This window comes from Microbacterium sp. (assembly GCF_031988965.1).
Taxonomy (GTDB): Bacteria; Actinomycetota; Actinomycetes; order Actinomycetales; family Microbacteriaceae; genus Microbacterium.
Genome location: NZ_DALZXX010000056.1, coordinates 1 through 17,160, shown reverse-complemented (window position 1 = coordinate 17,160; position 17,160 = coordinate 1). Strand labels below are relative to the sequence as shown.

General features: G+C 69.0%; 14 protein-coding genes. 1 reads left to right on the top strand and 13 read right to left on the bottom strand.

Annotation, left to right across the window (positions count from 1 at the left end):
- From RTM68_RS10810 to RTM68_RS10790, 5 genes are all read right to left on the bottom strand, one after another.
- On the bottom strand, positions 1–913 hold a 913-nt coding region (locus tag RTM68_RS10810), incomplete at its 3' end, for a 1-phosphofructokinase (RefSeq protein ID WP_312170712.1).
- The gene (locus RTM68_RS10805; RefSeq protein WP_312170716.1) at positions 910–1,707 is read right to left on the bottom strand and encodes a DeoR/GlpR family DNA-binding transcription regulator; all 798 of its coding nucleotides are present in this window, start codon (positions 1,705–1,707) and stop codon (positions 910–912) included. The genes RTM68_RS10810 and RTM68_RS10805, both read right to left, overlap by 4 nt.
- A 161-nt stretch (positions 1,708–1,868) precedes the next feature.
- On the bottom strand, positions 1,869–6,515 hold the full coding sequence (locus RTM68_RS10800; protein ID WP_312170711.1) for an ExeM/NucH family extracellular endonuclease: 4,647 nt from the start codon (positions 6,513–6,515) through the stop codon (positions 1,869–1,871).
- 237 nt (positions 6,516–6,752) lie between these two features.
- Positions 6,753–7,517 carry an SURF1 family cytochrome oxidase biogenesis protein gene (locus RTM68_RS10795; protein ID WP_312170714.1) on the bottom strand — a complete coding sequence of 255 codons (765 nt, stop codon included), beginning with the start codon at positions 7,515–7,517 and terminating at the stop codon, positions 6,753–6,755.
- Positions 7,518–7,575: 58 nt separating this feature from the next.
- A complete protein-coding gene (locus RTM68_RS10790) occupies positions 7,576–8,691 on the bottom strand; it encodes a GuaB3 family IMP dehydrogenase-related protein (protein ID WP_194764644.1) in 1,116 nt (371 codons plus the stop codon).
- Between the two features lie 77 nt (positions 8,692–8,768).
- On the opposite strand from RTM68_RS10790, the gene RTM68_RS10785 reads away from it, so the two are divergent.
- Positions 8,769–9,851 carry an FAD-dependent oxidoreductase gene (locus RTM68_RS10785; protein ID WP_312170710.1) on the top strand — a complete coding sequence of 361 codons (1,083 nt, stop codon included), beginning with the start codon at positions 8,769–8,771 and terminating at the stop codon, positions 9,849–9,851.
- A 10-nt stretch (positions 9,852–9,861) separates the two neighbouring features.
- On the opposite strand, the gene RTM68_RS10780 is transcribed toward RTM68_RS10785, so the two are convergent.
- The 8 genes from RTM68_RS10780 to RTM68_RS10745 form a co-directional block, all read right to left on the bottom strand.
- On the bottom strand, positions 9,862–11,550 hold the full coding sequence (locus RTM68_RS10780) for an ATP-binding cassette domain-containing protein (RefSeq protein WP_312170709.1): 1,689 nt from the start codon (positions 11,548–11,550) through the stop codon (positions 9,862–9,864).
- 104 nt (positions 11,551–11,654) lie between these two features.
- Positions 11,655–12,206, bottom strand: coding sequence for an OsmC family protein (locus tag RTM68_RS10775; RefSeq protein WP_312170707.1), 552 nt, complete (start codon positions 12,204–12,206; stop codon positions 11,655–11,657).
- Between the two features lie 109 nt (positions 12,207–12,315).
- Complete coding sequence (locus tag RTM68_RS10770) at positions 12,316–14,097, bottom strand: ATP-binding protein (protein WP_312170705.1); 1,782 nt, start codon at positions 14,095–14,097, stop codon at positions 12,316–12,318.
- A complete protein-coding gene (locus RTM68_RS10765) occupies positions 14,094–14,441 on the bottom strand; it encodes a response regulator (protein WP_312170703.1) in 348 nt (115 codons plus the stop codon). Before RTM68_RS10765 ends, RTM68_RS10770 begins: the two co-directional genes overlap by 4 nt.
- The gene (locus tag RTM68_RS10760; RefSeq protein ID WP_312170701.1) at positions 14,438–14,581 is read right to left on the bottom strand and encodes a hypothetical protein; all 144 of its coding nucleotides are present in this window, start codon (positions 14,579–14,581) and stop codon (positions 14,438–14,440) included. Before RTM68_RS10760 ends, RTM68_RS10765 begins: the two co-directional genes overlap by 4 nt.
- Positions 14,578–16,065, bottom strand: coding sequence for a glycosyltransferase (locus RTM68_RS10755; RefSeq protein ID WP_312170700.1), 1,488 nt, complete (start codon positions 16,063–16,065; stop codon positions 14,578–14,580). Before RTM68_RS10755 ends, RTM68_RS10760 begins: the two co-directional genes overlap by 4 nt.
- Positions 16,065–16,778: a PHP domain-containing protein gene (locus tag RTM68_RS10750; protein WP_312170699.1), complete on the bottom strand. Its 714-nt coding sequence runs from the start codon at positions 16,776–16,778 to the stop codon at positions 16,065–16,067. The genes RTM68_RS10755 and RTM68_RS10750 overlap by 1 nt, the downstream gene beginning before the upstream one ends.
- A partial coding sequence (locus tag RTM68_RS10745; protein ID WP_312170697.1) for an ATP-grasp domain-containing protein occupies positions 16,775–17,160 on the bottom strand: 386 nt, incomplete at its 5' end. The genes RTM68_RS10750 and RTM68_RS10745, both read right to left, overlap by 4 nt.

Below are 17,160 nucleotides of genomic sequence, written 5' to 3'. Positions count from 1 at the left end.
GGTGCCCGAGGTCGGCCGGGGTCGGCACCTGGGTTCCGGGGAGCGACGCCGCGGCGGCGCCGTAGCGGATGGCGGACGTGAGCCGGGTCTGCGCGTCTCCGCCGGCGAGATCGGCGAGCAGGTACCCCGCGAGCGAGCTGTCGCCGGCGCCGACGGTGCTCACCACGCGGATGCGGGGCGCGGCGGCGAACCATGCCCCCTCCCCCGTCACGAGCGCCGCGCCGTCGCCTCCGAGCGTGACGAGTGCGGCCGCGACGCGTTCGGGAACGATGGCGCGGACGGTGTCGACGATCGCCTCGGGGCTGTTCCCGTCGACGGGCACGTCGAGCAGTTCTGCGAGCTCGTCATCGTTCGGCTTGATCAGGTCGACCGCCGCGTGAGCGACGACCTCGTGGAGCGCGGCACCCGATGCATCGACGGCGATCCGCGGCGCGCTGCTCCCCCACCGCCCGCGCACCGCAGCGATGACGTCGACATAGAAGGAGGCGGCTGCCGCGTCGGGAAGCGACCCCGCGAGCACCAGCCAGTCCGCATCCGCACTCGCGTCGACCACCGCGGTCATCACGGCCGCCGAGTCGACGGAGCTCAGCGGGCTGCCCGGGAGGTTGACCTTGGTGGTGACCCCGTCAGGATCCGTGATCGCGAGGTTCGTTCGCACCTGCCGCACGACGGGAACGGCGACGGTCGGGATGCCGGCCGCGGCCAGCGGAGCACGATAGGGGTCCTCGATCGCGAGCGGCAGCACAGCAACGGTGTCGACTCCCGCGGCGGCGATCACTCGCGAGACGTTCACGCCCTTCCCTCCGGCTTCTTCACGTGCGGAGCGCGCCGCCTGCACCTCACCGGGACGCAGAGCCTCGTCGAGTGCGATGGTCCGGTCGAGCGCCGGGTTGACGGTGAGAGTGACGATCATGCGATCCAGACCTCCACGTCGGCGTCCGCAAGCGCTGCCGCGAGGTCGGCGGACGGCTCCGCATCCGTCACGAGCACGTCGATGTCGCTCAACGATGCGAACGACACGAGCAGTTCTCTGTCGTGCTTGCTGGAGTCCGCCACCACGATCACGCGACGTGCCGCGCGAACGATGGCGGCCTTGACCGATGCCTCGTCAGGGTCGGGCGCGCTGAGCCCGAATCCGGCCGAGATGCCGTTGGCTCCGATGAACGCGACGTCGGGGCGCAGCCTGCCGATGGTCGCGACCGTCTCTGCCCCGACCGCCGCGGCGGTGACCCCACGGATCCTGCCACCGATGACGGTGAGCGAGATGTCGTCCGCCGCCGCGAGCAGCGGAGCGATCGTCAGCGAGTGCGTCACAGCCTCGACGCGCGCACGCGAACCCTGGGGCGCGGGTGCGGCATGCGCCGACAGCCCTTCGGCCACGGCGGCGGCCGTCGTCCCCGCATCGATGAACACGGATCCATGGAAGTCCGCGCCGAGTGCGGAGAGGGCGCGGGCGGCGATCGCCCGCTTCGCCGGCCCGTGCTGCTGCACGCGCTCGAGGACGGAGACCTCATTGGTGCTGTCGTCGTCCTTCGCGACCGCTCCACCGTGGACCCGCACGAGCGACCCCGCCTCGTCGAGAGCGGCGAGATCGCGGCGAATCGTCTCCGTCGTCACGTCGAAGCGCTGCGCCAGGTCGACGACCGAGACTCGTCCGTCGTCTGCCAGGATCCGTTCGATTCCCTGCTGGCGCTCCATCGCATACATCGCTGCTCCGTTGCTGGTGGAAAACTTTCCCACACGATACAACAGAAAACCACATACAAACAAGTACTCGATGTGGCTTCTTCTTCACGGCCCCACGATCCCCGGACACGACGAGGCGGGCCGGAGGATCACGCCTCCGGCCCGCTCGTCACCGCATCAGGTCAGAACCAGCCGTTGAGGAGATCCCAGAGCCAGTCGATGATGCCGCCGATGATGCCGCCGATGCCGCCCGCGCGATTGACGGTGACGGTGGCTGTCGCCTCGTCTCCGTCTGCCTGCGACACCGCGACCGTGTACTTGCCCGGCTGCGCGTTCTTCGGAACCGTGACCGCCGTCGAGAACGTGCCGTCGGCCGTGACCTTCACGGTGCCGACCTCGATGGGCGCGCCCTTCTTCGGTCGCAGCTCCACGGCCACGGTCTCACCCGGCTCATATCCCTCACCGGTGATCTGCAGCTTCTTGCCCGCAGTCACCTTCGACGAGCCGAGATCGATCGATCCCGCGAACTCCGCGGGCTCCTCGCCCGCGATCGTGAACGGCACCTGCACGGTGGTCCCGGTCCCCGCCACGGCGACGGTGAGCAGCTGCTCCCCGAATACGCCCGAGGGAACCGTGAACGTGAGCGACGCGCGACCGACCTCGTCGGTGGTGTCCACGATCGTGGGATCGACCGCGCCCGTGGCGAGTTGCGCGTCTCCGAGCGAGAGCGTCACCTCGCCGGGAGCCTGCTCCCCTGCGCTGAAGGCCAGCGACGAGAGCGCGACGGTGACCTGGTCGCCGGCGCTGTAGCCGTCGGCATCCGCGGCGCTGACCGAGACGCCCACCGCGCGCTGCGCGAGATCGGGAGTCGCCGTCTTGTTCGCGTCGAACCAGTCGACCATCGACTGGAGATCGATCTTGCCGGTGTCGCGCTTGCCCGCACCCTCCTTGAAGGTGAAGAAGTTGTCTCCACCCGCCGCGAGGAACGAGTTCGCAGCGACCGTGTAGTTCGCCGCGGGATCGATCGCCGCTCCGTCGAGAGTGATCGACGTGACCCGCGAACCCTGCGCCGCGGCGGGGTCGTACGTGTAGACGAGCCCCTCCGAGACGCCGAGCTTGAGGAACGGACGAGCCGAACCCGCCGGCTGCCACTGCTCCTCGAGGACGCCCTTCAGCTGCGCACCCGTGAGCGTCAACGTCACCAGCGTGTTGGCGAACGGCTGCACCGTCGCCGCCTCGCGGTAGGTGACGTTGCCGTTCGGGTCGTTCGCGTTCGACGACGCGTACGTGAGGTTGGCACGGATGCCACCAGGGTTCATGAGCGCGATGTCCGCACCCGTGGACCACTTCTGCACGTCGGCCACGAAGTTGCCGATGGTGGACTCGCCACCGCGGTTCTCCGAGCCGTTCGTCTGACGCGCGCGGTTGAAGTCGGCGGTGATGTCGCCGACCTTGATCGCTCCGAGCACATCGGCGTCGGCTTTCGCCTTCGCGACGATGTCGGCGACCGCGGGCACGGCCGGATACAGGGCCTGGCCGTTCGCGGTGAGCGGCTTGATCTCATTCGTGATCGAGATGAGCTCCTTGGACTTCGGGTCGACCTGAAGGTTCATCAGCCCGAGGTTCTCGCCGTACTGACCGGCCGAGATCACGGGACGACCGTCGATCACGTGGTTGTAGGCGAGGTGCGTGTGCGCCGAGACGATGGCGTTCACATCCTCGTCGACGCCGTAGACGATCTCGCCGAGCGGCGAGTCGGGAGTGATGCTCGAGAGCTCGGTGCTCGCGGCGCCCTCGTGGACGAGGAGGATGACGACGTCGGCCTCACCGTTCGACGCATCGCCGTCGCGCAGGTCGTCGGCGACGGCGTTCACCGAGTCGGCGATGCTGCGCACCTCGAGATCGGCGATGCCCTCCGGCGACACGAGCGAGTCGAGGTCTTCGGTCACAGCACCGATGAAGCCGACCTTGACCCCGTCGAGCTCCTTGACCCAGGCCGGAGCGAGCGCGGGCTCGCCGGTCTCGGTGAGGAACACGTTCGACGAGATGTACTCCCAGTCCGCGCGGTCCTGCACACGGTCTCGCAGGTCCTCCCAGCCCTGGTCGAACTCGTGGTTGCCCGCGGCACTGACGTCGAGACCGGCCGCGTTGAGAGCGTCGATCGTCGGGTTGTCGTCATTGATGAACGACGTGAACGTCGAGGCGCCGATCAGATCGCCGACGCCGGCGAAGATCGTGTTCGGGTTCTCCGCACGGAACTGCTGCACGGCACCGGCGACGACCGCCGCACCGGCCGCTGCGCCGTCGGCCTCGATGCGACCGTGGAAGTCGTTCATCGTGACCACGTCGATGCTCACCGGAGGGATCTCCGACGAGACGCCGACGATGATCGGGTCGTGGTCGCTGGAGCGGAAGGGCGTGCCCGCCTCGGTGGCGCCGAACGCGTAACCGCGGTCGCTCCACTCCGGCGAGTTGATGCTCCAGACGCCTGCTCCGGTGATCGACGCTGCGAGCGAGGGCGACGCGAGCACGTGGTCGAGCGAGCCGAGCTCGCCGTCGAACGTGTACGTGTGCTGTTCGGGCGCCTTCTCACGCGCGACGTCGCTCCAGCCGGCCGACGTGAACACGTCGATCGGGTCTTCCTTCGCGTAGGCGTTGAAGTCGCCGATCAGCAGGATGTCGCTGCTGCCCGTGGTCTCCTCGATCTCCGCGGTGAAGTCCTTGAGCGAGTTCGCCTGCTTCACGCGATCGGCGTTGAAGAAGCCCTGCCCGTCTGCCGGCTCCGCGCCGCCGCCCTCGGGCGCCGACTTGGACTTGAAGTGGTTCGCGACGACAGTGACGACGCGGCCGTCGACGTCGAACGCCTGGGCGATCGGCTCGCGGGCGTTGCCCCACACCGACTCGTCGGTCACGGTCAGGCTGTCGCCCACCGTCTCGACGGCATCCTTCTTGTAGATGATCGCGCTGGTGATGAAGTCGGTGGTCGCCGAGTCGTTCAGCTCATCCGGGGTGCGGACGTAGTCCCACTCCTCGCTGCCGAGTGCGTCGTTGAGGCCGTCGACCAGATCGGCCAGAGCCTCGTCGAGTGAGCCGCCGAGCTTGATCGAGTTCTCGATCTCCATGAGCGACACGATCTCGGCGTCGAGCCCGTTGATCGCGGCGACGATCTTCGACTTCTGGATCGCGAACTGCTCTGCGTTCGCCGCACCTCGGGCGTTGGAGTTCTCGCTCTTCAGCGTCGTGAAGTAGTTGAAGACGTTGAACGACGCCACCTGCACGTCGCCGCCCACCTCGGGGGCTGCCTCGGCGCGCGGGTTGGTGGTCGTGAATCCGGCCTTCTGCTCGGCCGGCGACGTGTTGTCGATCGGAACGATCGGCTGCAGACGCCAGTCGTCGAAGCCGTACTGCAGCACGTAGCCGCTGTCGCTGAAGTCGACGGTGTCGCCGTTGCGGACGACCTGCTCCTCGGTGAAGTAGGGCTGGTCGTTCGGGTGCCCGCTGTTCGTCGCCTGGATCGACCAGGCATCGTCGAGGAGGATGCGGTTCGCCCGGTTGGCCGCGGCGATGGCCGCCGCCTCGTCTCCCGGTCGGGCGATCTCGGTGCTCTTGACGTTCAGCTCGTCGCCGGCGTTGAGCCACAGCGTGCCGAAGTTGTAGAGCTGGTGGCTCGAGGCGAGTCGGTACGTGCCTGCGGGCGCGACGTACATGTTCTCGTACTGCTCGCGATCGGCGCCGACCACCGTGTCGGGCAGCGGCGTGAGCGCGGGCACACCGACGCCGGCCTGCACGACCGAGACGCCTGCGAGCGTGCTCGGGTTGATCTGGGTCTGACCGAAGTACTCGCTGACCGATCCCGTGACCGAGACCAGATCGCCGATCGCCAGCGTCGGAGCGAGGGCGTTGAGATAGACGAAGACGCCGTCGGAGGCTCCGGGCGTCGCGTCGGTCTCTCCACCCGAGCCCTCGGTCTGAATCACGATGCCCTTGTACCCGCCGGTGCGGAAGTCCGCGGTGACGACGCCCTCGACCGTGACGGTCTGGCCGCTCAGCGGCGACACGTCTGTCGTGCCCTGCACCTCGGCGATCGAGACCTTCGCGGGGTCGGTGCCGGGGTCTGTACCGGGATCGGTGCCCGGGTCGGTGCCGCCCGCGTTCTGCGGCGTGATCGATGACGAGAGGGTGAAGTCGGCGCTGTTGTCGTCGGTGTCGACACCGCCGGTGCGGTTGAGCGACTTCACGTCCGTGTTGCCCGAGGGCGGAGTCGCGGCCTTGGTCTCGAACGTGTTCGAGGTGCCGTATCCCAGCACGTCGACGACGCCGTCGACGCCGGCGACCGATCCCGGGGTGAGGGTGACCGGCGCGGTGCCCTGCACCAGCGCGAGCGTGCCGTTCGTTCCGCTCGGGTTCAGGGCGCCCACGGCATCCGCCGTCGGCAGAGCCGCACCGTTCGAGCCGTTGCTGCCACCCTGCACGAGGTAGTGACCGCCCGCCGGGATCGTCCCGGTCAGTGGGGCGACCCCGCTGAAGGCGGCCGTGCCGGTCGCCGAGCGGTACTGCAGCGAGAAGCCGTCGAGCGAGACGGGCTGCGCGGTCGGGTTGTACAGCTCGACGAACTTGTTCGTGAACGCTGCACCGGCGCTGCCTCCGGAGAGGTACGCCTCGTTGATGAGCACCCCCGTCCCTGTGACGTCGGCGGAAGCGGGGGCCGCGATCAGGGCGCTGGCGCCCAGGGCGGCGACGCAGGTGGCGGCGAGGACGCCGATGCGCCCCCGACTTCTGCGATCTGAACCGGGAACCTCGTGGTTCGCGGCGTCGGGAGCGGACATCATCAGTGTTTGTCTCCTCGGGTGGGGGCTGGCGACGGCTCTCGTGAAACCGCGGCGGTGCGGGCTCTCAGCCGACGCACATGTGAGCGAGCATACGGAGGCCCTCGGACAACCTCAACGGAGTTTTCCCATTGGTCACTCAGCGCTCACCGATTGGCCGGATCGACCCCTGACGAAGGTAGAACCGGGCACCCGAGAACGCTCGCATGCGCGTGTCGGGATGCGCGGATGCGCGTGGCGTCAGTCGGCCTGAGCGGCTGACGCGGCGTCCTCGAACTCCTCGACCTCACGCTCCCAGGCGTCCTTCGCGAGTCGATACCAGAGGTAGAAAGCGAAGCCCGCGAAGATCGCCCACTCCGCCGCATAGAAGATGTTCAACCAGTTCACCGGTGAACGCTCGTCGGGCGCCGGCGACGAGATGTCGACGAGCCCCGCGTCTGCGGTGGAGGATGCGAGGAACGGCCGGTAGACGTCGAGCTGGTCGGTGTCATGCCAGAAGCTGAGCAGCGCGGCCGTCGACATCCGATCCATGCGCGTGGGGTCGTCGGCCGGCGGCGTGGACGGCCCCTCGTCGGAGATGATGCGTCCGGTGACCGCGACCACCGCGCCGTCCTCCGCATCGGAGGCGAGCTGCTCCACCGCGGCGTCGGCGACGGCACGGTCGTCCGTCCAGCCGATCGCCACCGCGATCGAGGTGCGGTCGGCCACCCGCAGCTGGCCGGTCACCCAGTACCCGGCGACATCGTCGTTGTATCGACTCGAGACGACGAGGAAGTCCTGCGGCACCCACGTGCCCGAGGTCTCGACCTTCTGACCGACGAGCGGCTCGGCGAGGTACTCCCCCGGCTGCAGGACGTCGGTCAGTGGCCGCACCTCTTCGGTGATGCCGGGAGGCGGCGGATCCGTGTCGATCGCGCGCTCCAGCTGCCACTGACCGAGCCAGGCGAAGACTCCGGCGACGACCAGGCACAGCACGAGCATCCCGATCCAGCGCCCGCGGAGCATGACCTCGCGGAGGGTCGGGGGAAACAGCGCAGGTGTCGTCACGGTGTCGAGCAGGGCCTCAGGCCTCGTACGGTGCGAGGACGACCTCGACGCGCTGGAACTCCTTGAGGTCGGAGTATCCGGTCGTGGCCATCGACTTGCGCAGCGCGCCGATGAGGTTGGCCGTGCCGTCGACGACGGGAGCCGGTCCGTAGAGGATCTCCTCGAGCGTTCCGATGCCGCCGACCTCGACGCGACGGCCACGGGGCAGCTTCGGGTGGTGGGCCTCGGGACCCCAGTGGAATCCACGGCCGGGAGCATCGGTGGCGCGGGCGAGCGCGACGCCGAGCATGACGGCGTCGGCACCCATCGCGAGCGCCTTGACGATGTCGCCCGACGTGCCGACTCCGCCGTCGGCGATCACGTGCACGTAGCGTCCGCCCGACTCGTCGAGGTAGTCGCGACGAGCGGCCGCGACGTCGGAGACGGCGGTGGCCATGGGTGCGTGGATGCCGAGCGTGGCACGCGTGGTGGAGGCTGCTCCCCCGCCGAATCCGACGAGCACTCCGGCCGCGCCGGTGCGCATGAGGTGCAGTGCCGCGGTGTAGGTGGCGGCACCGCCGACGATCACGGGCACGTCGAGGTCGTAGATGAACTTCTTGAGGTTCAGCGGCTCGTCGACGCTCGAGACGTGCTCTGCCGACACCGTGGTGCCGCGGATCACGAACAGGTCGACACCGGCGGCTGCGACCGTGTCGTAGAACTCCTGCGTGCGCTGCGGGGTCAGCGAGCCGGCGACGGTCACTCCCGCTTCGCGGATCTCCGCGATGCGCTGGGTGATGAGCGCGGGCTTGATCGGCTCGGCGTAGAGCTGCTGCATGCGCGCGGTCGCCTGCCCCTCATCGAGACCGGCGATCTCGGCGAGCAGCGGCTCGGGGTTCTCGTAGCGGGTCCAGAGTCCCTCGAGGTCGAGGACGCCGAGTCCGCCGAGCTGCCCCAGCATGATCGCGGTCTGCGGGCTCACGACCGAGTCCATCGGCGCTCCGAGCACCGGGATGCCGAAGCCGAAGGCGTCGATCGTCCATGCGGTCGACACGTCCTCCGGGTTTCGCGTGCGCCTCGACGGCACCACCGCGATGTCGTCGAACGTGTACGCGCGTCGCGCGCGCTTGCCTCGGCCGAGCTCGATCTCCATGGTCACCCCTCCAGACTACCGGGCGCACGCGAGCGCGCCGACGGGCTGGGAGACTGGGAGGGAGATCGGGAGGCAGTATGTCGGTGGATGCCGTGGAGGTCGCCGTCGTCGGCGGTGGCGTGATGGGACTCGCGGCCGCGTGGGAGCTGGCCAGACGGGGGTTGCGCCCCGTGGTCTTCGAGCGCTTCGCCCGCGGGCACCGCGAAGGCGCCTCGCACGGCGCGACCCGCAACTTCAACAACGCCTACGACGAGCAGCACTATCTCGACCTGCTCGTCCGCGCGAAAGAGGGGTGGGATGCCCTGGGACTCGTCGACGGCGAACCCCTGCTCCGCCTGCACGGCCTCGTCACACACGGCGATGTGGACCTGGAGTCGATCGAGCGCAGGCTCACCGAGCGCGGAATCCACGCCGAGATCCTGTCCTCCCGCGACGCCGCGTCACGCTGGGCCGGCATGCGCTTCACCGATGCGGTTCTCTTCTCCCGCGATGCGGGTGTCGCCCGGGCGTCCGCGACCATCGGCGAGTTGGAGCGACGCATCGTCGACGCCGGCGGCGATGTGCGGTGGGAGACTCCCGTGATCCGCATCGACGAGACGGACAGCGGGGTCGACCTCGTCCTCGCCGACGGCCGTGTACGCGCCGACACCGTGGTCGTGACGGTGGGCGCGTGGACGACGAAGATACTCCCGGGTCTCGGACTCCCGCGTCTCGCGGTCACCGAGGAGACGCCGGCGCACTTCCGCCCCGTGGACGGATCCGTATGGCCGTCGTTCAACCACTACGTCGACCCGGCGCGGTATCCCGCGACCGTCTACGGGATGCCGACCCCGGGCGAGGGCGTCAAGGTCGGCTTCCATCGTGTCGGCGATCCCGTCGATCCCGACGCGCGTCCTCACCGCATCACGCACGCCGACGCACTCGCCGACTACGTGCGGGAGTGGATGCCGGGGGTGGACCCGGCATCCGCCGTGCCGATCAGCTGCACCTACACGTCGACCGATGACAGCGCCTTCGTGCTCGACCGCCGAGGACGCATCGTCGTCGGCGCCGGTTTCTCGGGGCACGGCTTCAAGTTCGCACCGGGAGTGGGCGCGGTGCTCGCCGACCTCGCACTCGACTCGACCGCCCTGGCCGCCGCACCCTTCCAGCTGCCCTGACGCGTCGCGGTCACCGAGCTCGTGCGGCCCGGCGCTCGTCCCAGACGGGCGCGTCGGCCTCGTAGACCTCCCCCTCCGACCCGAAGACCAGGAACCGATCGAACGAGCGCGCGAACCAGCGGTCGTGTGTGACGGCGAGCACGGTGCCCTCGAACCGCTCGAGCGCATCTTCCAGTGCCTCGGCGGACTCGATGTCGAGGTTGTCCGTCGGCTCGTCGAGCAGCAGCAGCGTCGCGCCCGAGAGCTCGAGCAGCAGCACCTGGAAGCGCGCCTGCTGACCGCCCGACAGCGATTCGAACGTCTGCTGCGCCTGCCGCACGAGTCCGTAGCGATCGAGCGCCGAACTCGCGGCATCCCGCGGCATCCCCGCTCGCCGTTCGTCGCCCCGATGCAGGATCTCGAGCAGCGTGCGACCGACGAACTCCGGATGCGCGTGCGTCTGCGCGAACAGACCGGGCACGACACGCGCACCGAGGGTCGCTCGCCCGGTGTGCGCGACGTCGGCGAGCTGCTCCCCCGTCGACGTGACATGGCCGAGTGAGGGATCGGGGTCGCTCCCGCCGCGTGCGAGCAGACGCAGGAAGTGCGACTTCCCCGAACCGTTCGATCCGAGTACCGCCACGCGGTCGCCGTACCAGACCTCCGCGTCGAACGGCCGCATCAGACCGGTGAGCTCGAGCTGCTGTGCGACCACCGCGCGCTTGCCGGTGCGCGCACCGCGCAGACGCATGTCGAAGTCCTGCGCCGGCGGTCGTTCCTCGGGCGGCCCGGCTTCCTCAAACTTGCGAAGGCGGGTCTGCGCGGCCTGATACCGCGAGGCGAACCCGTCGTTCGCCGAGGCTTTCACCTTGAGCGTCGCGACGAGGATGCGCAGCTTCTCGTGCTGCTCATCCCAGCGACGACGAAGCTCGTCGAGTCGGTCCATCCGGTCGCTGCGCGCCTGGTGATACGTCGCGAAACCGCCTCCGTGCACCCACGCCGATGCTCCGGCGCCCCCGGGCTCGAGCGTGATCAGCCGGTCGACGGCCCGCGCGAGGAGCTCGCGGTCGTGCGACACCAGCAGCACCGTCTTCGGCGTCTGGCGCAGCTGCTCCTCGAGCCAGCGCTTGGTCGGCACGTCGAGATAGTTATCCGGCTCGTCGAGCAGCAGGACCTCGTCCGGACCGCGCAGCAGCGCCTCGAGAGCCAACCTCTTCTGCTCGCCGCCCGAGAGCGTGGTGAGTTCCCGGAACCGCGCCCGCTCGTACGGCACTCCCAGAGCCGCGACCGTGCACTGGTCCCAGATCGTCTCGTGCTCGTAGCCCCCGGCGTCCGCGTACTCGGCGATCGCGGTCGCGTAGGCCATCTGCGTGTCCTGCTCGTCGCGTTCGATCAGCGCGTTCTCGGCTGCGTCGAGCGCGTCAGCGGCCTCGCGTATGCGTCGGGGGGCGACCCGCACCAGCAGCTCGTGCACGGTCTGACCGATTTCGCCGTGGCCGACGAACTGGTCCATGACGCCGAGACCGCCGTCGATCGTCACGACGCCGGCATCCGGAGCCTGATCGCCGCGGATGATGCGCAGCAGCGTCGTCTTGCCGGCTCCGTTCGGCCCGATGAGCGCGCTCGTCGACCCCGCGCCGACGCGGAATGTCACCTCGTCGAGCAGCGGTCTTCCATCGGGGAGGGTCAGCGAGACCCCTGCTGCATCTATGTATCCCACCGTGCGTGGCCGTCCTTCCGCCCGCATGGCGAGCCGACCAGGCTATCAGGAGCGACTGCCCCGGAACAGCAGTCGTGCCGCGTGGAGTGGACGCGAAGGCGCGGTCAGCTGAGCGCCACCGACACCGGAACCGGATTCGCGAACAGATCGAGCACGGGGCAGTGCGCGTCGACCGCCTGACGCAGCTTCTCGTACTGGTCCGCCGAGTCAGGGCCGGAGATGTCGACCCTGAGGCGCACATCGTGGAAGCCGGCCCGCCCTGACTCGTCGATGCCGAAGAGCTTGCGGACGTCGAGGTCGCCCTCGGCGGTGATCTCGATCTCGTCGATGGTGAGCTCGAGAGCCTGCGCGTACAGGCGGTAGACGACCACCTGGCAGCTGATCAGCGCGGCGAGAGCGTACTCCACGGGACTCGGGGCGACGTCGTCGCCCGCCAGCGCGCCGGGCTCGTCGACGATGAACCGGTGCTTGCCCGCACGGATCTCGGTCGCGACCGATCCGACGCCGCGACCGCTCACGGTGTACGTGAGCTGGGCGGTGCCGGAATCTGCGGCGATGCGCTCGTTCCACGCTCCCCCGGCCTGCGCGAGACGCTGTGCCCTCTGGTCGGCGGTGACGTCGGAGATGGAGGCGATCTGTTCCTGGAGAAGTGTCATGCCGCGACGATACGGAGAACGTCGCCGTCCATCGCTTCAGCCGTCATCGGGCGTCACCCGGTGACATCCCCGGCAACATCGCCGCGGAACGCGGTTCCGTGTCTGGCGTCTAGTCCGCGGGTGCGACGATCTGGATGGCCTCCGTGCGCGGAGCGACCGGCAGCAGCATCCGGAACTCGGTGCCGACGCCCTCCTTGCTCGTGACGTCCATCGATCCGCCGTGTGCCAGCACGATCGCGCGGGTGATCGTGAGACCGAGCCCGACACCGGGAACCGCGTTGCGGGTCGCTGTGGACGCACGGAAGAAGCGCGTGAACAGCATGCCCTGTTCGTCCTCGGGGATGCCGACCCCGGTATCGCGCACGGCCACCTCGATGCCCGCCTCGACCTGGCGGACGCTCGCCGTGACCCGGCCGCCTGCGGTCGTGAACTTGATCGCATTCGACAGCAGGTTGTCGATCGCCTGCCCCATACGGCCCGAATCGATCGACATGCGCAGCGGCGCGGTCGGCACCTCAGCCACGAGCTCGATCCCCTCGCGCACGGCGTGGGGAACCGACGACGCCACCGCGTTGCGCACGATCTCCACGACATCGGCCTCGCGGCGTTCGAGCGGGAATCTGCCCGACTCGACCTGGGCGGTGAAGAGCAGATCTCCGACGAGGTTCAGCAGTCGTTGGGCGTTGCGCTCGATGATGCCGACGAACTCCTGCTGATCGGCGGTGAGCGGCTGGGCGGGATCGTTCTGCAGCAGATCGAGGAAGCCGATGATCGCACTCAGCGGAGTGCGCAGCTCGTGCGAGATCATCCCGACGAACTCGTCCTTCATGCGCGCGACCTCGACCGCCCGCGTCTCGTCGGTGATCACGAGCAGGTATCCCTGGCTGGACCCCTCGGCATCCTGGTACGGCGACACGGTCATTCGGGCAGGCACCGACGAGCCGCCGGTCGTCGTGACCTCGATGTCGGAATCCACCGAGACACCGGCGTCGGCCTCGTCGAACAGCGCCCGCAGCCCGGGGTGGAGTCGGTCGGTCACGTGCTCGGCATCCGGTGCGAACTGCGCGAGGACAGCGGAGTCGAAGAACCGATCGACGCGCACGTCTTCCAGCGCGTCGGCGACGGACATCCCGAGCAGACGCACCGCGCCGGGATTCCACGCCGTGACGGTGCCGGAGTTGTCGGTCGCGACCACCGCCTGCCCGGTGATCGAGTTCCAGAGACTCGAGAACGACTCCGACAGCGCGCGATATTGCGCCTCGCTGTCGCGGATCTTCTGCAGCATCGTCTCGTTCGTCGCGAGCGCTGACGTGCGTTCGGTCACGTGGGCCTCGGCCTGCGCGATCCGCAGTCTCTGGAACCGCGACAGCTCGTTCACGATCGCGCCGACCGTGGCGAAGACGAGCGGCCCGATCACGCCCCGCAGCCAGGCGATCGCGTCTTCGGGCAGTTCGGTGATGTAGGGCAGCAAGAGGGCGATCGAGGTCAGCGCGCCGACGAGGATCACCTTGCGGCGCCCCGGGGAGGCGGCGATCCAGATCACCGGCAGCAGGACGAGCGACGAGAAGAGCGACCCGGCGCCGCCGGTGCCTGCGCGCAGCACGCCGATGCCGAGGATGTCGACCACGGGGATGAGCGTCACGACCCAGCCGTCGTACACTCCTCGCGCGGACAGCAGGGCAGCAAGCACCGTCACCGCACCGACCATGCCGATCCCGACGATCACTTCCCAGACGTTGGTCACCGGGAAGTCCGGGACTGCGCCGATGAGAAGGGCGGCGATGCCCACGGCGATCGCCGTCGGGCCCTGCTTGATGAGCGGAGTGGGGTTGTCGAAGTAGCGGCGCCAGCCTCGCTCGAGCGAGACCTGCATCACGCTGCCCGTCGTCATCGGGTGAGTCCTCGGAGGATCCTGCGCAGATCCGCGCCCACGATGGGCTTCGGCAGCGCGGCATCCGCATCGGGATACTCCGACGGGTCCAGCACCGAGCTCACGATGACGAAGCAGTCCGGGTGCCTCGTTCGCACGAGCCGCGCGCACTCCTCACCCGTGACCCCGGGGAGCAGCAGATCGATCACCGCCACGGACGGACGGATGTCGTCGAGGACCGCGATGGCCGATTCCGCGTCGACCGCGGCGAAGACCTCGAAGCCCTCCCGATCGAGATAGCGCCCGAGGAGCGACATCTGGTCTGCGCTGTCCTCGACCACGAGGGCCAGCGGCCGCCCGGTCATCGCAGCAGCAGCTCTCTCACGATGACGACGACCACGACGATTCCGAGGGCGAGCAGCGCCTGAGGGATCAGGCGCTTCTCGCGTCGGGCATCGGCCGCGATCTCGTCCTGCTCCGTCTGGGGTGAGGGTGCATCGGTCATGAGTCGACCCGTCCGACCTTCTCGGTCTTGATCCACGCGGCGTCAGCACGACGCCACTCCTTGATGTACGAGTCCACCGTGATGGCGCAGAGCAACGAGCCGTAGCCGCACACGTAGAGGAGCAGCCCGGCGAAGAAGCGCCCGCCGGGCAGGGGCTCCACCGCCCGGGCGAGCCAGATGCCGAGCATCGAGATCGGGCCCCAGAGGTAGAAGATCACGGCCCAGATGAATCGGGTCTGATCCGTCACCGCGAATCCGAGCTCCCGAAGACCGCTTTCGAACAGCCAGGGGAAGAGGGCGATCGCCATCAGGATCAGGGCACCGAGCCCCGGGAACATCAGCGCCTCCCGCCACGACTGCCGCCCGATGCGCGGATCGAGCTGCACGGAGTAGAGCATCGAGAACAGATAGATGCACGCGGCCGAGATCCACATGAAGCGGAACACGAAATCGGCGATGTCGCTGTGCAGGAGCAGCAGCGCGATCATGCCCGCTGCGGCGAGGACCATGAATGCCGGCAGCAGAAGGATGGTGAACCACGCGAGTCCGAAGGCGACGCTTCCCAGGTTGTGCACCCGGCTGGGGCGGAACCAGAGCTTCCGGTAGATCGACGTCAGCTGCACGTTGCCTCGCGCCCACCGCAGCCGCTGCTTCCAGAGACTGTCGATCGTGCGGGGCTCCTCGGCGAGCACGACCGCGTGCGGCTCGAAGACCATGCGTCGGCCCGCCAGCTGGCCCTCGAACGTGGTCATGGTGTCTTCGGCGAGGGTGCCGGTCGGAATTCGCCCGCCGATCGCCTCGAGGTTCGCCCGCGAGTGCAGCTGCGCCCCGCCGGCCAGGCACGCGATCGCGCCACCGACGTTCTGCACCCGTCGCGCGGACAGCTGCCCGATCACGTACTCGATGGCGATGAACCGCGTGAGGTAGTTGCGGTCTCGGCTGCCCTCCGCGATGTACGCCGTCACGGCCCCGACCTTCTCATCGGCCAGGTGCCGACTCATCTTGCGCAGCGAGTCGCGCGCGAAGATCACGTCGGCGTCCATGATGAGGACCGCCTCGGTCCATTCGTCCGCGAGCACGATCTCGAGTCCGTGGTTGAGAGTGTGGGCCTTGCCCTGTCCGCCCTGCTCTCGACGCAGGTGCACGACCCGACCGGGGTATGCGGCCGCCTTCGCCGCCACTACGGCGGGGGTGTCGTCGGTGGATGCATCGTCGATCACGAAGATGCGCAGACGATCGGCCGGGTACTCGAGCTGCGTCAGCCGCTCGATCGCCTGACCGAGTACGAGGCCCTCGTTCCACGCCGGAATCAGCACGGCGACGCGCGGATGGTGCGGGGCCGCTCTGCCGTAGTGGTTGCGGAAGGCGTGCAGCGGCAGCGAGAGGAACTGCAGCCCGGTGTTGATCACGGGAAGCGTGCCGACGAGCACGCAGAGCAGCAGGATGACGACGACGACCGTCTCGATCCAGTTCAGTTCGGGCATCAGCGTTCTTTCCGCTGCGAGAGCAGTTCGGCCACGCGGGCATAGCGCCCGACCTCGGAGGCGACGTGGCTGTCGGTGGACGCGACGAGCTCGGCGCCGGCATCGCCCAGGGCATCGAGCAGCAGGGGCCCCGGGCATCCCCACTTCTCGTTCACCTCGACCAGGGTGTCCGTCTCGGCCGCGGTCCGAGCCCACTCGGCGATCCGCTCGGAGCCGAGGTCGTCTTCGGACAGGCCGATCTTCGGGAGGATCGAGAAGCAGTGGGCGAGCTGGTTGCCGGGGTGGCGACGCATCGCCGCGATCAGCGCGGAGACGAGCTGGTCGAGCGCGTCGTCGGCAGCCCAGCCGTCCGCGATGCGCTCGCGCACCGCTGTCGGCCCCAGCGGGCCGTCGACACCGGGGAACTGGTGGTCGGCGATCAGGATCCGATCGATCCCCGCCGGGAGGTCGGGGATGTCGATCTCACCCGAGGCATCGAGGATCTTCGCCTCGACGCCGGTCAGGACGGTGAGACCGTCCGGCACCTGAAGCTCGCGGACGGCGGCGAGGTAGTCGGGGACCCACGTCGTCGAGCGGCGGACGTGATCCACGAGACGGATCGTCGTGAGCCCGGCCGCCGACGCGGCGGCCACATTCTCGGCGAGGGTCGACACCGCGTCGTCCGAGAAGGTGGAGTGCACGTGGTGATCGCCCTGCAGCACGGGGTCGTTCACAGCTCCTCCTGGTGCCCTGCGTGCTCGGACACCAGGACCTCGTCGATCTCGACGATGACGTCTTCGAGGAAGCGCACCGACGCCACCTCGCGGAACGGGATGCTGTGCGGGATGTCCCGCCCCAGGAAGAGGTCGGCGACGAGCGAGGGGATGTCGACTCCCGCGGCGATCGTGAGCGGAAGCGCCCCGGGGAACCGCGGGTTCACCTCGAGCAGCACCGCACGACCGTCGCGATCCCGGCGGAGCTGCACGTTCGCGACACCGACCAGTCCGATCGCCTGGGCGATCGCGGCAGCGGTCTGCTCGAGCTCGGGATCGTGCACCGTGCGACCGGCGATGGCGACGCCGGAGTCGACCCGGGCGCGCGTGCGCGGTACGGCGG

Coding starts and splice junctions, on each gene's coding strand:
- RTM68_RS10805 (WP_312170716.1), bottom strand. CDS start 1,707: ATGTATGCGATGGAGCGCCAGCAGGGAATCGAACGGATCCTGGCAGAC.
- RTM68_RS10800 (WP_312170711.1), bottom strand. CDS start 6,515: ATGATGTCCGCTCCCGACGCCGCGAACCACGAGGTTCCCGGTTCAGAT.
- RTM68_RS10795 (WP_312170714.1), bottom strand. CDS start 7,517: ATGCTCCGCGGGCGCTGGATCGGGATGCTCGTGCTGTGCCTGGTCGTC.
- RTM68_RS10790 (WP_194764644.1), bottom strand. CDS start 8,691: ATGGAGATCGAGCTCGGCCGAGGCAAGCGCGCGCGACGCGCGTACACG.
- RTM68_RS10785 (WP_312170710.1), top strand. CDS start 8,769: ATGTCGGTGGATGCCGTGGAGGTCGCCGTCGTCGGCGGTGGCGTGATG.
- RTM68_RS10775 (WP_312170707.1), bottom strand. CDS start 12,206: ATGACACTTCTCCAGGAACAGATCGCCTCCATCTCCGACGTCACCGCC.
- RTM68_RS10770 (WP_312170705.1), bottom strand. CDS start 14,097: ATGACGACGGGCAGCGTGATGCAGGTCTCGCTCGAGCGAGGCTGGCGC.
- RTM68_RS10765 (WP_312170703.1), bottom strand. CDS start 14,441: ATGACCGGGCGGCCGCTGGCCCTCGTGGTCGAGGACAGCGCAGACCAG.
- RTM68_RS10760 (WP_312170701.1), bottom strand. CDS start 14,581: ATGACCGATGCACCCTCACCCCAGACGGAGCAGGACGAGATCGCGGCC.
- RTM68_RS10755 (WP_312170700.1), bottom strand. CDS start 16,065: ATGCCCGAACTGAACTGGATCGAGACGGTCGTCGTCGTCATCCTGCTG.